General features: G+C 62.8%; 17 protein-coding genes. All 17 read left to right on the plus strand.

The window, feature by feature from the left end; genetic code table 11:
* Positions 1 to 43: 43 nt before the first annotated feature.
* The 17 genes from HU766_RS10595 (at position 44) to HU766_RS10675 (ending at position 16,349) form a co-directional block, all read left to right on the plus strand.
* On the plus strand, positions 44 to 391 hold the full coding sequence (locus HU766_RS10595) for an Hpt domain-containing protein (RefSeq protein WP_186656334.1): 348 nt from the start codon (positions 44 to 46) through the stop codon (positions 389 to 391).
* Positions 392 to 462: 71 nt separating this feature from the next.
* Positions 463 to 1,713 carry a flagellar hook-length control protein FliK gene (locus tag HU766_RS10600; protein WP_186656337.1) on the plus strand — a complete coding sequence of 417 codons (1,251 nt, stop codon included), beginning with the start codon at positions 463 to 465 and terminating at the stop codon, positions 1,711 to 1,713.
* Positions 1,714 to 1,924: 211 nt separating this feature from the next.
* Positions 1,925 to 2,422, plus strand: coding sequence for a flagellar basal body-associated protein FliL (gene fliL / locus HU766_RS10605; protein ID WP_033699458.1), 498 nt, complete (start codon positions 1,925 to 1,927; stop codon positions 2,420 to 2,422).
* 9 nt (positions 2,423 to 2,431) lie between these two features.
* Entirely contained in the window at positions 2,432 to 3,400 is a 969-nt protein-coding gene (fliM, locus tag HU766_RS10610; protein ID WP_027593022.1) for a flagellar motor switch protein FliM, read from the plus strand.
* A 47-nt stretch (positions 3,401 to 3,447) separates the two neighbouring features.
* Positions 3,448 to 3,912 (plus strand): flagellar motor switch protein FliN, encoded by a 465-nt coding sequence (fliN, locus tag HU766_RS10615; protein ID WP_027593021.1) that lies wholly within the window; start codon positions 3,448 to 3,450, stop codon positions 3,910 to 3,912.
* Positions 3,913 to 3,924: 12 nt separating this feature from the next.
* Positions 3,925 to 4,359 carry a flagellar biosynthetic protein FliO gene (gene fliO / locus HU766_RS10620; protein WP_047583666.1) on the plus strand — a complete coding sequence of 145 codons (435 nt, stop codon included), beginning with the start codon at positions 3,925 to 3,927 and terminating at the stop codon, positions 4,357 to 4,359.
* Complete coding sequence (gene fliP, locus HU766_RS10625) at positions 4,359 to 5,114, plus strand: flagellar type III secretion system pore protein FliP (protein ID WP_077068491.1); 756 nt, start codon at positions 4,359 to 4,361, stop codon at positions 5,112 to 5,114. The genes fliO and fliP overlap by 1 nt, the downstream gene beginning before the upstream one ends.
* 21 nt (positions 5,115 to 5,135) lie before the next feature.
* The gene (gene fliQ, locus HU766_RS10630; protein WP_033699456.1) at positions 5,136 to 5,405 is read left to right on the plus strand and encodes a flagellar biosynthesis protein FliQ; all 270 of its coding nucleotides are present in this window, start codon (positions 5,136 to 5,138) and stop codon (positions 5,403 to 5,405) included.
* 7 nt (positions 5,406 to 5,412) lie between these two features.
* Positions 5,413 to 6,189: a flagellar biosynthetic protein FliR gene (fliR, locus tag HU766_RS10635; RefSeq protein ID WP_033699454.1), complete on the plus strand. Its 777-nt coding sequence runs from the start codon at positions 5,413 to 5,415 to the stop codon at positions 6,187 to 6,189.
* A gap of 2 nt (positions 6,190 to 6,191) precedes the next feature.
* Positions 6,192 to 7,334 (plus strand): flagellar biosynthesis protein FlhB, encoded by a 1,143-nt coding sequence (gene flhB, locus HU766_RS10640; protein WP_033699452.1) that lies wholly within the window; start codon positions 6,192 to 6,194, stop codon positions 7,332 to 7,334.
* Between the two features lie 391 nt (positions 7,335 to 7,725).
* A complete protein-coding gene (flhA, locus tag HU766_RS10645; RefSeq protein WP_033699451.1) occupies positions 7,726 to 9,855 on the plus strand; it encodes a flagellar biosynthesis protein FlhA in 2,130 nt (709 codons plus the stop codon).
* 11 nt (positions 9,856 to 9,866) lie between these two features.
* A complete protein-coding gene (gene flhF / locus HU766_RS10650; RefSeq protein ID WP_033699450.1) occupies positions 9,867 to 11,174 on the plus strand; it encodes a flagellar biosynthesis protein FlhF in 1,308 nt (435 codons plus the stop codon).
* A 93-nt stretch (positions 11,175 to 11,267) separates the two neighbouring features.
* A complete protein-coding gene (gene fleN, locus HU766_RS10655) occupies positions 11,268 to 12,101 on the plus strand; it encodes a flagellar synthesis regulator FleN (RefSeq protein WP_027593013.1) in 834 nt (277 codons plus the stop codon).
* Positions 12,098 to 12,838: an RNA polymerase sigma factor FliA gene (gene fliA / locus HU766_RS10660; protein WP_033699449.1), complete on the plus strand. Its 741-nt coding sequence runs from the start codon at positions 12,098 to 12,100 to the stop codon at positions 12,836 to 12,838. Before fleN ends, fliA begins: the two co-directional genes overlap by 4 nt.
* A gap of 119 nt (positions 12,839 to 12,957) precedes the next feature.
* Positions 12,958 to 13,332 (plus strand): chemotaxis response regulator CheY, encoded by a 375-nt coding sequence (locus HU766_RS10665; RefSeq protein ID WP_161775562.1) that lies wholly within the window; start codon positions 12,958 to 12,960, stop codon positions 13,330 to 13,332.
* Between the two features lie 20 nt (positions 13,333 to 13,352).
* Positions 13,353 to 14,141, plus strand: a complete 789-nt coding sequence (locus tag HU766_RS10670) for a protein phosphatase CheZ (RefSeq protein ID WP_033699448.1) — start codon at positions 13,353 to 13,355, stop codon at positions 14,139 to 14,141.
* 12 nt (positions 14,142 to 14,153) lie between these two features.
* Positions 14,154 to 16,349, plus strand: coding sequence for a chemotaxis protein CheA (locus tag HU766_RS10675; protein WP_186656340.1), 2,196 nt, complete (start codon positions 14,154 to 14,156; stop codon positions 16,347 to 16,349).
* Positions 16,350 to 16,390 lie beyond the last annotated feature (41 nt).

The raw sequence follows: 16,390 nt of genomic DNA on the forward strand, positions 1-16,390 counted from the left end.
GCCCTGGCTCAGGCATAATCTGGCTTGATCAAGGAGTGAACAAGTGACTGAGATTCATATCGACCACAAGGTGCTCAGTGATCTGCGTGAGGTCATGGAGGATGGCTACCTGCATCTGGTGCAGACATTCCTGGATGACTCCGAGCGGCGCCTGAGCGAACTGCACGCCGCCAAGAGTGCCGACGAGCTGGGTTCGGCCGCGCATAGTTTCAAGGGCAGCAGCAGCAACATGGGGGCTGTCGCCCTGGCCGGTTTGTGTCAGCAACTGGAAGACCGCGTACGGCAGCCACCCTTGTATGGCATCGAGGACCTGATCAACCGCATCGACCTTGAATATGTGGAGGTTCGGCGCTTCTACCGCGGTGAGGAACACCGCATCTCGGCAGGCTGATGCACACTTGGCCTGAGTCTTGCCTGTCTTTGCCCGGATGATTACTCAGTTTCTGGCGCGGAGACCGCTCAATGCCTGTCGCACCCAATCCTTTGTTGCAAGCAAATGCCGTAGGCAAGTCGTCGCGAGCGGCTAGCTCGATGGCGGACAAGCCGTTACAGGCGCTGGGCGGCGCGGGCGGCGGCTTCGATCAGGTCATGGCCAAACAGAAAACCTTCGGGCAGGACGACAAGGTCGCCCAGGCCAAGCCCAAGGACAAGCCAGAGCCGGCGCAAGGCGGCAAAAAAGAGGCTGCCGACAAGCCAGCGGTTGCCGATGACGGCAACAAATTGCCAAGCGATGATCAGGCCGATACGGGGCTGAGCGACGCCAACCTGGTGGCCGGCCAGGTCACCGATGCGCAACCCGGTGCGCAATTGATTCAAGCCCAGGCCGAGGCGGTCGCGCCGGTGCTGCAAGCTGCCGCTGCGCAGTCGCTGGCGAGCGCCGCGCTGCCAGAAGAGGCGCCCGCCGAAGAAGCCTTCGACCCTGACGCCGACCCCTTGGCCAACCTGCCGACCTTGCGCCTGGCGCTGGAGCAGAGCGCTCAGGCCAAGGGCACCACCTCGGCACACGCTGTGGACCCTTCGCAGGCCCAGGGCGACGAGGCTAGCGTCAATACCTTGGCGAACCTGATCGACAACGCCGAGGGTGAGGCGGGCGAGCCGGGTGGCAAGGCCTTTGGCGCGCTGCTCGAAGATGGCTTGAAAGACACCAAGGCTGCCAGCAGCGACACGCGCATCGACGATTTTGCCGATCGCCTGGCCAGCCTGACCCAGGCGGCCACGGCGAAGACCGCCAATGCCGTGCCGGCGAATGCCAGCCCATTGCACCAGCCGCTGCCAATGAACCAGAGCGCCTGGACCGAGGGCCTGGTCAATCGGGTCATGTACTTGTCCAGCCAGAACCTCAAATCGGCGGATATCCAGTTGGAGCCGGCGGAGTTGGGGCGGCTGGACATTCGCGTCAATGTGGCGACGGACCAGTCGACCCAGGTGACGTTCATCAGCGGCCACGCCGGCGTGCGTGATGCGCTCGACAGCCAGCTGCACCGGCTGCGGGAGTTGTTTGCCCAGCAGGGCTTGGCGCAGCCGGATGTCAACGTTGCTGACCAGTCGCGGGGGCAGCAGCAACACCAGCAGGCGCAGGAGCAGGGCAGTAATCTGTCGGGGGTTGCGGCGCGGCAGGGCGTCGGGCAGGGCGGCGTAGAACAGGGCGAGAGTGCTGGCGCGGTTGAGCAGCAGGTGGTGATTGGCGACAGTGCGGTTGATTATTACGCGTGAGAGCAGGGTGCATGTCGTTAGGTTTTTAGCGCCTGTGAGATCGAGCGCCGCGCGGGCGGCGCTCGATCTCACAGGCGCTGCACATCCAACGACAAGCCCAACGACAAACCCCTCCGAACCTCATTCCATCCCCCTCCCCAAAACCTGGCATAACACTTGCTCAAGCCACGTCATCCTCCTGTGAACCCCCGATGGACGACGGATTATTGGCATGGCGAAAACCGAAGCAGTAAAAGACCCCGCCACAAAAGGCAAACTCAAGCTGATCCTGCTGTTGGTGCTGGGCCTGGTACTGGCAATCGGCCTTTCGGTGGGCGCCACCTGGTTCATCATGCACAAGAGCGAGCCGGCCCCCGCAGCCGACCCGGCCGCGGCCAACGCCAAGCCCGCGGCCCTCTACGAAGCCCTCACCCCAGCCTTCGTGGTCAATTTCAACCAGAACGGTCGCCAGCGCTACATGCAACTGAGCATCACCTTGCAAGGCCGCAACCAGGCCGACCTGGACGCCCTCAAGGTGCACATGCCGGTGATTCGCAACAACCTGGTGATGATGTTCTCCGGGCAAGGCTTCGATACCTTGGCCAGCAGCCCGGTCGGGCAGGAAATGCTGCGTCAGAAAGCCACCGCCGTGGTCCAGGAAGTCGCACAGAAGGAAGTCGGCAAGCCGGTCATCGACCAGTTGCTGTTCACCAATTTCGTATTGCAGTAGGAGTCCGCAATGGCCGTACAGGACCTGCTGTCCCAGGATGAAATCGATGCGCTGTTGCACGGTGTCGACGACGGTCTGGTGCAGACCGAAAGCGCTTCCGAGCCAGGCAGTATCAAAAGCTACGACCTGACCAGCCAGGATCGGATCGTGCGCGGTCGCATGCCGACCCTGGAAATGATCAACGAGCGCTTTGCCCGCTACACCCGCATCAGCATGTTCAACCTGCTGCGCCGCTCCGCCGACGTGGCGGTGGGCGGCGTGCAGGTGATGAAGTTCGGCGAGTACGTGCATTCGCTGTATGTGCCGACCAGCCTCAACCTGGTCAAGATCAAGCCGCTGCGTGGCACTTCGCTGTTCATCCTCGACGCCAAGCTGGTGTTCAAGCTGGTGGACAACTTCTTCGGGGGTGACGGCCGTCACGCCAAGATCGAAGGCCGTGAGTTCACCCCGACCGAGCTGCGGGTGGTGCGCATGGTCCTTGACCAGTGCTTCGTCGACCTCAAGGAAGCCTGGCAGGCGATCATGCCGGTCAACTTCGAGTACATGAACTCTGAGGTCAACCCGGCCATGGCCAACATCGTCGGTCCCAGTGAGGCGGTGGTGGTGTCGACCTTCCACATCGAGCTGGACGGCGGTGGCGGCGACCTGCACGTGACCATGCCGTACTCGATGATCGAGCCGGTGCGCGAGATGCTCGATGCCGGCTTCCAGTCTGACCTGGACGACCAGGACGAGCGCTGGGTCAAGGCCCTGCGCGAGGACGTGCTGGACGTTGCCGTGCCCTTGACCGCCACCGTCGCCCGCCGCCAGCTGAAGCTGCGCGACATCCTGCACATGCAGCCGGGCGATGTGATCCCGGTGGAGCTGCCCGAACACCTGGTGTTGCGCGCCAACGGCGTGCCGTCGTTCAAGGCGCGCCTGGGCTCGCACAAGGGCAACCTGGCGCTGCAGATCATCGACCCGATCGAACGCCGCTGACGGCGTGCCGGTCGCTCACTACGAATTGAATGCCTGTCGAGGAAATCATGGCTAACGAAAACGAGATCACCTCCCCAGAGGATCAGGCCCTGGCCGACGAATGGGCCGCGGCGCTGGAGGAAACCGGTGACGCCGGCCAAGCCGATATCGATGCGCTGCTGGGCGGTGACACCGGCAACAGCGGCGCGGGCCGCCTGCCGATGGAAGAGTTCGCCAGCTCGCCGCGGCCGAACGAAAATGTCAGCCTGGAAGGCCCCAACCTGGACGTGATCCTGGATATCCCGGTGAACATTTCCATGGAAGTGGGCAGCACCGAGATCAACATCCGCAACCTGCTGCAGCTCAACCAGGGTTCGGTGATCGAGCTCGATCGCCTGGCCGGTGAGCCGCTCGACGTGCTGGTCAACGGCACCTTGATCGCCCATGGCGAAGTGGTGGTGGTCAACGAGAAGTTCGGCATCCGCCTGACCGACGTGATCAGCCCTAGCGAACGTATCAAGAAGCTGCGCTGAGTGAAGGGCTCGATGCGCGCCAGCGCCGCCTTTGCCGGGCTGTTCGCCAGCCAGTTGGCCTGTGCGGCGGCCAGCCCTGCGGCGACCACCGCCGCCGCACCCGGCAGCCTGAGTGGGCAACTGGCGCAGATGGTCTTTGGCCTGCTGCTGGTGGTGGGCCTGATCTTCTTCCTGGCCTGGTTGTTGCGCCGTATGCAAGGCACGGCGGTCAAGGGTGGGCAGGTGATCGAGATCGTCGGCAGCCGGGCCATCGGCCCGCGTGACCGGCTGTTGCTGGTGCAGGTCGGCAAGGAGCAGATCCTGATCGGCCATACCCCAGGCAGTATCGAGGCTTTGCATGTGCTGGCCGAACCCGTGGAAGTGCCCGCCACTGCTCGTCAGGCGACGCCGGAGTTCGCCCAGCGGCTGATGGAGCTGATGGGCAAGGACCCTAAGGACAACAAGTGATGATCGGCGTGCTGCGCATGATGTTGACTCTGGCGCTGCTGCTGGCCGCGCCGTTGGCCCTGGCCGCCGACCCGCTGTCGATCCCGGCCATTACCCTGTCCAATGGGGCGGACGGGCAGCAGGAGTATTCGGTCAGCCTGCAGATCCTGCTGATCATGACGGCGCTGAGTTTCATCCCGGCGTTCGTCATCCTGATGACCAGCTTCACCCGCATCATCATCGTCTTCTCGATTTTGCGTCAGGCCCTGGGTTTGCAGCAGACGCCTTCGAACCAGATCCTGACCGGCATGGCGCTGTTCTTGACCATGTTCATCATGGCGCCGGTGTTCGACCGGGTGAACCAGGATGCCCTGCAGCCGTACCTGAAGGAACAGATGACCGCCCAGCAGGCCATCGACAAAGCCCAGGGGCCACTCAAGGACTTCATGCTGGCGCAAACCCGGCAGAGCGACCTGGACCTGTTCATGCGCCTGTCCAAGCGCACCGACATCGCCGGCCCCGACCAGGTGCCGCTGACCATCCTGGTACCGGCCTTCGTCACCTCAGAGCTCAAGACCGCGTTCCAGATCGGTTTCATGATCTTCATCCCGTTCCTGATCATCGACATGGTGGTCGCCAGCGTGCTGATGGCGATGGGTATGATGATGCTGTCACCGCTGATCATTTCGCTGCCGTTCAAGATCATGCTGTTCGTCCTGGTCGATGGCTGGGCGCTGATCATGGGCACCCTGGCCAGTAGTTTCGGCGGCGTCTGACGCTGCCAAGGAGAGCCACGCATGACCCCTGAAGTTGCTGTCGACCTGTTCCGCGATGCCCTCTGGATGACCACGCTGATGGTCGCCATCCTGGTGGTGCCGAGCCTGCTGGTGGGCCTGATGGTGGCGATGTTCCAGGCTGCCACGCAGATCAACGAACAGACCCTGAGCTTTCTGCCGCGCCTGCTGGTGATGCTGGTTACGCTGATCGTCGCCGGGCCGTGGTTAGTGCAGAAGTTCATGGAGTACATCACCACCCTCTACACCAGCATCCCGCAGCTGATCGGTTGACACGGCCATGCTGGAGCTGACCGACGCGCAGATCGGCACCTGGGTCGCCACCTTCATCCTGCCGTTGTTCCGGGTGACGGCGGTGCTGATGACCATGCCGATCTTCGGCACGCGCATGCTGCCGGCGCGGGTGCGCCTGTACGTGGCGGTGGCCATCACCGTGGTGATCGTACCGGCGCTGCCGCCGTTGCCCGAATTCGACCCGTTGAGCCTGCAGGGGCTGCTGCTGTGTGGTGAGCAGGTCATCGTCGGGGCGTTGTTCGGTTTCTCGTTGCAGTTGCTGTTCCAGGCCTTCGTCATCGCCGGCCAGATCGTCGCGGTGCAGATGGGCATGGCCTTCGCCTCGATGGTCGACCCGGCCAACGGTGTCAACGTCACGGTGATCAGCCAGTTCATGACCATGCTGATCAGCGTGCTGTTCCTGTTGATGAACGGGCACCTGGTAGTGTTCGAGGTGCTCACCGAAAGCTTCACCACCTTGCCGGTGGGCAACGCGCTGGTGGTCAATCAGTTCTGGGAAATGGCCGGGCGCCTGGGCTGGGTGTTTGGCGCCGGGCTATTGCTGATCTTGCCGGTGATCGCAGCCTTGCTGGTGGTGAACATCGCCTTTGGCGTGATGACGAGGGCGGCGCCGCAGTTGAACATCTTCTCTATCGGCTTCCCGCTGACCCTGGTCATGGGCATGGGGATTTTCTGGATAGGCCTGGCCGATATTCTTTCCCACTACCAGGCATTGGCCAGCGATGCGCTGCAATGGCTGCGTGATCTGGCGAGGGCGCGCTGAGCATGGCTGAAAGCGAGAGCGGTCAGGACAAAACAGAAGACCCCACCGAAAAGCGCAAACGCGACGCGCGTGAAAAAGGCGAGGTTGCCCGCTCCAAGGAGCTGAACACCGTGGCGGTGACCCTGGCCGGTGCCGGTGGCCTGCTGATGTTTGGCGGGCACCTGGCCGAGACGCTGCTGAACCTGATGCGCATGAACTTCAGCCTGACCCGCGAGATCATCGTCGACGAGCGGTCGATGGGCGCATTCCTGCTGGCCTCCGGCAAGATGGCGATCTGGGCGGTGCAGCCGGTGCTGATTTTGCTGTTCGTGATCTCGTTCGTTGCCCCGATCGCGCTGGGCGGTTTTGTATTTTCCGGCAGCCTGCTACAGCCGAAATTCAGCCGTATGAGCCCGCTGTCGGGGATCAAACGGATGTTCTCGATGAATTCCCTGACCGAATTGCTCAAGGCACTGGTCAAGTTCTTCGCGATCCTGATTGTGGCGGTGGTGGTGCTGGTCAGTGACCGCCAGGCGTTGTTGTCGATTGCCAACGAGCCGCTGGAGCAGGCGATCATCCACAGTTTGCAGGTGGTGGGTTGGAGTGCGTTGTGGATGTCGGCGGGGTTGCTGTTGATCGCGGCAGCGGACGTGCCGTTCCAGCTGTGGCAGACGCACAAGAAAATGAAGATGACCAAGCAGGAAGTGCGTGACGAGTACAAGGACTCGGAGGGCAAGCCTGAGGTCAAGCAGCGTATTCGCCAGTTGCAGCGCGAAGCATCGCAACGGCGCATGATGGCCGCGGTGCCGCAGGCGGACGTGATCATCACGAACCCGACGCACTATGCGGTGGCGCTGCAATACGACCCGGAGAAGGGCGGGGCGGCGCCGCTGTTGCTGGCCAAGGGTACTGATTTCATGGCATTGAAAATTCGCGAAATCGGCGTTGCGCACAAGGTGCAGATTCTTGAGTCGCCGGCGCTGGCGCGGGCGATCTATTACTCCACCGAGCTTGAGCATGAGATCCCGGCGGGGTTGTACCTGGCGGTGGCGCAGGTGCTGGCGTATGTGTTCCAGATACGTCAGTACCGGTCGGGCAAGGGCAAGCGGCCGGAGCCTTTGAAAGACGATTTGCCGATTCCGCCGGATTTGCGGCGTGATGGCTGACAGGCGCCAGGCGATGGGGTTTTGGCGCCTGTGAGATCGAGCGCCGCCCGCGCGGCGCATCGCGACGCAAGGCCGCTCCTACGTTTGTTTCGGGCCAGTGAGGTCTGTGGCATTTGCGCGCGACCGCCTTGTTAGTACGACGCGATATTTAGGCGGGCGCCAAAGGGTCGCACGCCAATACCCCAGGAATAACTGGCCCGAAACAAATGTAGGAGCGGCCTTGCGTCGCGATGCGCCGCGCGGGCGGCGCTCGATCTAACTGCATTCGAAAATCCCACGGCATACATCCAAATCCCCGGCGTACATCCAAATAGCAAAGTTGGAAGGCTTCTTGCAGAGCCACGCCCAGGCGCCCCCTGGGCGTCAAAGTTTTGCATCAAGAGGACTCGCGGTGGATCGCACTCAGTTAATCAGCAACGCCCGCCACAACCTGGCCGGTCTCGGTCGGGGCAACCTGGGCGTGCCGTTGTTGCTGCTGGTGATGTTGGCAATGATGATGTTGCCGATACCGCCGTTCTTGCTCGACGTGTTCTTCACCTTCAACATCGCCCTGTCGATCGTGGTGCTGCTGGTCTGCGTGTACGCCCTGCGCCCGCTCGACTTCGCCGCATTCCCCACCATCCTGCTGGTGGCGACCTTGCTGCGCCTGGCGCTGAACGTGGCGTCCACCCGGGTGGTCATGCTCCATGGTCAGGAGGGCCACGGCGCCGCAGGCAAGGTGATCCAGGCCTTCGGTGAAGTGGTCATCGGCGGCAATTACGTGGTCGGTGCGGTGGTGTTTGCCATCCTCATGATCATCAACTTCGTGGTGGTCACCAAGGGCGCCGGGCGTATTTCCGAGGTAAGCGCACGCTTTACCCTCGATGCGATGCCGGGCAAACAGATGGCCATCGACGCCGACCTCAACGCTGGCCTGATCGACCAGGCCCAGGCCAAGGCGCGCCGTACCGAGGTGGCCCAGGAGGCCGAGTTCTACGGCTCGATGGACGGTGCCAGCAAGTTCGTGCGCGGCGATGCCATCGCCGGCCTGTTGATCCTGTTCATCAACCTCATCGGCGGCATGCTCATCGGCATGCTCCAGCACGGCATGCCGTTCAGCGAAGCCGGCAAGGTGTATGCCCTGCTGACCATCGGTGACGGTTTGGTGGCGCAATTGCCATCACTGCTGTTGTCCACCGCCGCAGCCATCATGGTCACCCGCGCCTCGGGCTCGGAAGACATGGGCAAGCTGATCAACCGGCAGATGTTCGATTCGCCAAAGGCGCTGGCGGTGTCCGGCGGCCTGATGATCGTCATGGGCCTGGTGCCGGGCATGCCGCACGTGGCTTTCCTCAGCCTCGGCCTGATGGCCTGCGGCGGCGCCTACCTGGTGTGGAAGAAACAGCAGCAGGTCAAGGCCAAGGCCCAGGCAGAGGTGCAGCGCCAGCAGGACCTGCTGCCCTCGCCGCAGCGTGCGCTGGAAACCAAGGAGCTGGGCTGGGACGACGTTACCCCGATCGACATGATCGGCCTGGAAGTGGGCTATCGGCTGATCCCGCTGGTCGACCGCAACCAAGGTGGCCAGTTGCTGGCGCGGATCAAGGGCGTGCGCAAGAAGCTGTCCCAGGACCTGGGCTTCCTCATGCCCACCGTGCACATTCGCGACAACCTCGACCTGCAGCCCAGTGCCTACCGCCTGACCTTGATGGGGGTGATTCTGGCCGAAGCGGAGATCTACCCGGACCGCGAGCTGGCGATCAACCCTGGCCAGGTATTTGGCACCCTCAACGGCATTGCCGCGCGCGACCCCGCGTTTGGCCTGGAGGCGGTGTGGATCGACGTTGGCCAGCGCTCCCAGGCGCAGTCGCTGGGCTACACCGTGGTGGACGCCAGTACCGTGGTGGCCACCCACCTCAACCAGATCCTGCAAAAGCACTGTCACGAACTGATCGGCCACGAAGAGGTCCAGCAACTGCTGCAGGTGCTGGGCAAGGCTTCGCCTAAACTTGCAGAAGAGCTGGTGCCGGGTGTCATTTCCTTGTCGGGCTTGCTCAAGGTCTTGCAGGCGTTGTTGTCCGAGCAGGTGCCGGTGCGCGACATCCGCAGCATCGCCGAGGCTATCGCCAACAACGCCGGCAAGAGTCAAGATACCGCCGCGCTGGTCGCGGCGGTGCGCGTCGGATTGTGTCGCGCCATCGTGCAAAGCATTGTCGGCGTTGAGTCGGAGCTGCCGGTGATTACCCTGGAGCCAAGGTTGGAACAGATTTTGCTCAATAGTCTGCAAAGGGCCGGGCAGGGTCAGGAAGACGGTGTTCTTCTGGAACCGAGCATGGCCGAAAAGCTGCAGCGTTCGCTGATTGACGCGGCCCAGCGCCAAGAGATGCAGGGCCAGCCGGCCATTCTTCTGGTCGCCGGCCCGATCCGCGCCATGCTGTCGCGCTTCGGTCGCCTGGCTGTACCGAATTTGCATGTTCTGGCGTATCAGGAAATACCTGACAACAAGCAAGTCACCATCGTTGCCACCGTGGGCCCTAACGGCTGAGGTAGTGGATAATGCAAGTTAAGCGATTTTTCGCCGCCGATATGCGTCAGGCCATGAAGCTGGTCCGGGATGAGCTTGGCTCCGATGCCGCCATCATCGGTAACCGCCGCATTGCCGGTGGTGTCGAATTGACGGCGGCGCTGGACTACAAGCTGTCCGCACTGGCCCCGCGCGTACCCAACGCCGAGCTTGAAGAAGAGCTGCGCAAGACCCACACGCGTATCGCCACGGCCCAGGCCGAACTGGACCAGCGCAGCGACAGCAGCGACAACAACCGCCAATTGTTCGCCGGGCAGTCGCTGACCGCCTCGGAACCCTTGGTCGAGCCGCACGTGGATGCGCCGGCGCCTGCCGCTGCACCCAGCCCGGCGCCGGTCGACCCACGGCTGTTCGATGCCATGCGCTCGGAGCTGTCGGGCCTGCGCGAGCTGCTAGAAGTGCAACTCGGCTCGCTGGCCTGGAGCCAGCTGCAAGGCAGCAAGCCCCAGCAAGCCAACCTCTGGCGCCGCCTGCAGCGCATCGGCCTGTCCGGCCCGATTGCCCGCGAGCTGCTCGAACTCACCACCGAGATCGAAGAGCCGCGCCAGGCCTGGCGCATGCTGCTGGCGCACCTGGCGCGGATGATCGAGATTCCCGAGGTCGAGCCGATCGAAGAGGGCGGGGTGATCGCCATGGTCGGCCCGGCCGGCATGGGCAAGACCACCACCCTGGCCAAGCTGGCCGCGCGTTACGTGCTCAAGTACGGCGCCCCGCAGCTGGCGTTGGTGAGCATGGACAGCTTCCGCATCGGTGCCCAAGAGCAGCTCAAGACCCTGGGGCGTATCCTCAACGTGCCGGTGACCTACGTCGACCCGGGCCAGTCGCTGGCCCAAGCGCTGGAGCCGCTGCTGCGCAAACGCGTGGTGCTGATCGATACCGCCGGCCTGCAGGCCAGCGACCCGGCCCTGCGCATGCAGCTCGAAACCCTGGCGAGCCGCGGCATCGCCTCGAAGAACTACCTGGTGCTGGCAACCACCAGCCAGAAGCAGGTGCTGACGGCCGCCTACCACAGCTACAAGCGGTGTGGCCTGGCCGGTTGCATCCTGACCAAACTCGATGAAACGGCAAGCCTCGGCGATGTGCTGAGCCTTGCGATCAGTCATGAATTGCCGGTGGCCTACCTGACCGATGGGCCACGTATTCCTGACGATTTGCACTTGCCACGGGCGCACCAACTGGTAACGCGCGCGGTCAATGTGCAACAGCAGGATGAGCCCAGCGAAGAGGCCATGGCCGACATGTTCGCTGATCTCTACCACAACCCACGGCGAGCGGGTTGATGATGAAGCGTGTGCAAAGTAGCTATGCCAAGGGGCACGCAGAATTGCCTCACGTGTGGCCTGAGTCCCAGCGAGACAAGGTAAAGAACAGACATGGGTAGCATGCATCCCGTACAGGTGATCGCCGTGACCGGTGGCAAAGGTGGCGTCGGCAAAACTAACGTTTCAGTGAACCTGTCTCTGGCGCTGGCCGAGCTTGGCCGCAGGGTCATGTTGCTGGACGCCGACCTGGGCCTGGCCAATGTCGACGTATTGCTTGGGCTTACCCCCAAACGCACCCTGGCCGATGTCATCGAAGGGCGCTGCGAGCTGCGCGATGTGATGCTGCAGGGGCCGGGCGGAGTGCGCATCGTGCCGGCGGCCTCCGGCACCCAGAGTATGGTGCACCTGGCGCCGGCCCAGCACGCCGGCCTGATCCAGGCCTTCAGCGATGTCGGCGACAACCTCGACGTGCTGGTGATCGACACCGCTGCAGGTATTGGTGATTCGGTGGTCAGCTTCGTTCGCGCGGCCCAGGAAGTGCTGCTGGTGGTCTGCGACGAGCCCACCTCGATCACCGACGCCTATGCGCTGATCAAGCTGCTCAACCGCGATTACGGCATGAACCGCTTCCGCGTGCTGGCCAACATGGCCCAGAGCCCGCAGGAAGGGCGCAACCTCTTCGCCAAGTTGACCAAGGTCACCGACCGCTTCCTCGACGTGGCCCTGCAGTATGTCGGCGCCGTGCCGTACGACGAGTGCGTGCGCAAGGCGGTGCAGAAGCAGCGGGCAGTTTACGAAGCGTTCCCGCGCTCCAAGTGCGCGCTGGCCTTCAAGGCCATTGCGCAGAAGGTCGACAGCTGGCCGTTGCCGGCCAACCCGCGCGGGCACCTGGAGTTCTTCGTCGAGCGTCTGGTGCAGCCCACCAGCGCAGGACCGGTACTATGAGTGCGAGCGGCTTCAAGATGTACAGCAGGGCGTCGAAAGACGCCCAGTACGAGCTGATCGAACGCTACGCCCCGCTGGTCAAGCGCATTGCCTACCACCTGCTGGCGCGGCTGCCGGCCAACGTCCAGGTCGAAGACCTGATCCAGGCCGGCATGATCGGCCTGCTGGAAGTGGCCAACAAGTACGACGCCAGCAAGGGCGCCAGCTTCGAAACCTACGCCGGTATCCGCATCCGCGGCGCGATGCTCGATGAGGTGCGCAAAGGCGATTGGGCACCGCGTTCGGTGCACCGCAACACACGCATGGTCAGTGACGCAATGCGCGCTGTTGAAGCAAGAACCGGTCGCGACGCTAAAGATCACGAGGTTGCGGCCGAACTCCAATTGAGTCTCGACGATTACTACGGGATTTTGAACGATACCTTGGGCAGCCGGCTGTTCAGCTTCGACGACCTGTTGCAGGACGGCGAGCACGAAGGGCTGCACGAGGACGGCGCCAGTGGCCAGGTCGAGCCGTCGCGCGATCTTGAAGACGAGCGCTTCCAGGCTGCCCTGACCGATGCCATTGCCAACCTGCCAGAGCGCGAGCGGCTGGTGCTGGCGCTGTACTACGACGAAGAGCTGAACCTCAAGGAAATCGGTGAGGTGCTGGGGGTCAGCGAGTCGCGCGTAAGCCAGCTGCACAGCCAGTGCGCCGCACGTTTGCGCAGCCGTCTGGGTGAATGGCGGGCGCGCTGAGTGCCAACCGTTCGCCTTTGAAGACGCTGCAGTCGTTTCACGTTGTGCCGAATTGAATGAATGCGTGCTCGGGGGCCGAGCGCGTTTGAGACTGCTTGGAGGTCTAATTGGACAAGAACATGAAAATCCTCATCGTTGACGACTTTTCGACGATGCGGCGGATCATCAAGAACCTGCTACGTGATCTGGGCTTCACCAATACCGAAGAAGCCGATGACGGCACCACGGCGTTGCCGATGCTGGAAAACGGCCACTACGACTTCCTGGTGACCGACTGGAACATGCCGGGCATGTCCGGTATCGACCTGCTGCGTAAAGTCCGCGCCAGCGAGAAGCTGAAAACCATGCCGGTACTGATGGTGACCGCCGAAGCCAAGCGCGACCAGATCATCGAAGCGGCCCAGGCCGGCGTCAATGGTTACGTGGTCAAGCCGTTCACCGCTCAGGTGCTCAAAGAAAAGATCGAGAAGATCTTCGAACGCGTCAACGGCTGAGTCACGTCAGGGGGCGCGCCATGGATTCATCACAAACGTCTTTGGGGGAGTTCGAAACGACCCTGAAGAAACATGCCCAGGAATTGGTCGAGAGCCTGGAGCGGGGTCGCTTCGGCGAGGCGGTGCAGCTGATTCATCAGCTGAACCAGACCCGCGACCGTGGCCTGTACCAGGAAGTCGGCAAGCTGACCCGAGAGCTGCACAGCGCCATCGTCAGCTTCCAGATCGACCCGAACATGCCGCAGGCCGAGGAAGTCTCGCAGATCACCGACGCCACCGAGCGCCTGTCCTATGTGGTCAAGTTGACCGAGGGTGCGGCCAACCGCACCATGGACCTGGTCGAGGAAAGCACGCCGGTACTCAACGACCTGGCGGGTGAGGCCAAGGCCCTGAGCGTGGACTGGCAGCGCTTCATGCGCCGCGAAGTCGCTGCGCCAGAATTCCGTGACCTGGTCAAACGGGTCGACAGTTTCCTGACGCACAGTGCCGAAGGCAACCGCAAGGTTTCCGGCCACCTCAACGACATTCTGCTGGCTCAGGACTACCAAGACCTGACCGGCCAGGTGATCAAGCGGGTCACCGCGTTGGTCACCGAGGTGGAAAGCAACCTGCTCAAGCTCGTGCTGATGGCCAGTCAGGTCGACCGTTTTGCCGGCATCGAACATGACCACCAGCAGCTTCGCGCTGAAAAAGATCAAGAAAAACATCCGACTCGGGGTGAAGGTCCGCAGATTCATGCCGATAAGCGTGAAGACGTCGTGTCCGGTCAGGACGATGTCGATGATCTGCTGTCCAGTCTGGGTTTTTAAGGAGCACGTTTAATGAGCTTCGGCGCCGATGAAGAAATCCTTCAGGATTTCCTGGTAGAAGCCGGCGAAATTCTTGAGCAACTGTCCGAGCAATTGGTCGAGCTGGAAAGCCGACCGGATGATGCCGACCTGCTCAATGCCATTTTTCGCGGTTTCCACACTGTAAAAGGGGGCGCCGGCTTCCTCCAGCTCAACGAGCTGGTGGAGTGCTGCCATATCGCCGAGAACGTGTTCGACATCCTGCGCAAAGGTGAGCGCCGGGTCGACGCCGAGTTGATGGACGTGGTGCTCGAAGCGCTGGACACGGTCAACAATATGTTTGGCCAGGTCCGCGAGCGCAGCGAAGTCATCCCGGCCACCCCGGAGCTGCTGGCCGCGTTGTCGCGCCTGGCCGAGCCTGCCGCTGCTGACGAAGTCGCCGCTGCCGAGCCTGCGGCCGCTGAACCGCTGGCCGCGGCGCCTGCCGAAGAGCCGGACATCACCGACAGCGAATTCGAGCAGTTGCTCGACTCGCTTGACGCGGTCAAGGCCCAGGCCGCTGCCGATGAGCAGTTGCAAGGCGAGAGCATCAGCGGTGCCAGTGACGAGATCACCGACGCCGAGTTCGAATCGCTGCTCGACCAGTTGCATGGCAAAGGCCAGTTCAGCGCCGAAGTCGTCGCTGAGCCAGTGGCCAGCGCCCCGGCGCCGGTCAGCGACGAAATCACCGATGAAGAGTTCGAGTCGTTGCTCGATCAACTGCATGGCAAGGGCACGTTCCAGGCCGACGCCTTGCCCGCCGCCGCTGCAGTTGCGCCCGTGAGCACTGCACCGGCCGCCACGGCCAGTGACGCTATCAGCGAGCACGAATTCGAAGCCTTGCTCGACCAGTTGCACGGCAAGGGCAAGTTCTCTGGCGACGCCGTCGCGGTCGAAGCGCCTGTCGCTGCCAAGGTCGAAAGCAAGCCAGTGGCCAAGCCCGCACCGGCGCCTGTCAGCAAGCCTGCGCCTGCACCACGGGCGCCGGCCCCTGCGGCAGAAAAGCATGCCGTCAGCGAGGCCGAAACCACCGTGCGCGTCGACACCGCGCGCCTGGACGAGATCATGAACATGGTCGGCGAACTGGTGCTGGTGCGTAACCGCTTGGTCCGCCTGGGCCTGAACAGCGGCGACGAGGCCATGTCCAAGGCCGTGTCGAACCTCGACGTGGTCACCGCCGACCTGCAGACCGCGGTCATGAAGACCCGCATGCAGCCGATCAAGAAAGTCTTCGGCCGCTTCCCGCGTCTGGTTCGCGACCTGGCCCGCCAGCTCAAGAAAGAGATCAACCTGGAGCTGGTCGGTGAAGAGACCGACCTCGACAAGAACCTCGTCGAGGCCCTGGCTGACCCGCTGGTGCACTTGGTGCGCAACGCGGTCGACCATGGCGTGGAAATGCCCGACGAGCGTGAAGCGTCCGGCAAGGCGCGGACCGGCCGGGTGGTGTTGTCAGCCGAGCAGGAAGGCGACCATATCCTGCTGTCGATCTCCGATGACGGCAAGGGCATGGACCCCAACATCCTGCGCGCCAAGGCCGTGGAGAAGGGCTTGATGGACAAGGACGCCGCTGAGCGTCTGAGCGAGTCGGACTGCTACAACCTGATCTTCGCCCCGGGCTTCTCGACCAAGACCGAGATTTCCGACGTGTCCGGCCGTGGTGTCGGCATGGATGTGGTGAAGACCAAGATTTCCCAGCTCAATGGCTCGATCAACATCTACTCGGCCAAGGGCCAGGGATCGAAGATCGTCATCAAGGTGCCGCTGACCCTGGCGATCATGCCGACCCTGATGGTGATGCTGGCCAACCAGGCCTTCGCCTTCCCGCTGGTCAACGTCAACGAGATCTTCCACCTCGACCTGTCGCGCACCAATGTGGTCGATGGCCAGGAAGTGGTGATCGTGCGCGACAAGGCGCTGCCACTGTTCTACCTCAAGCGCTGGCTGGTGCAGGGCCAGGTGCACGAAGAGCAGCATGAGGGCCACGTGGTGATCCTCTCGGTTGGTACCCAACGCATTGGCTTTGTCGTCGATCAACTGGTGGGCCAGGAAGAAGTGGTAATCAAGCCGCTGGGCAAGATGCTGCAGGGCACGCCGGGTATGTCCGGGGCCACTATCACCGGCGACGGTCGCATCGCGTTGATCCTCGACGTCCCGAGCATGCTCAAGCGTTACGCCGCGCGGCGTATTTGATTTCGGTGGCGCACCCTGGCGGGTTGCGCCGCCTAATGGAG

Source organism: Pseudomonas sp. SWRI77 (assembly GCF_014269105.1).
In the GTDB taxonomy this organism is placed as follows: Bacteria; Pseudomonadota; Gammaproteobacteria; order Pseudomonadales; family Pseudomonadaceae; genus Aquipseudomonas; species Aquipseudomonas capeferrum.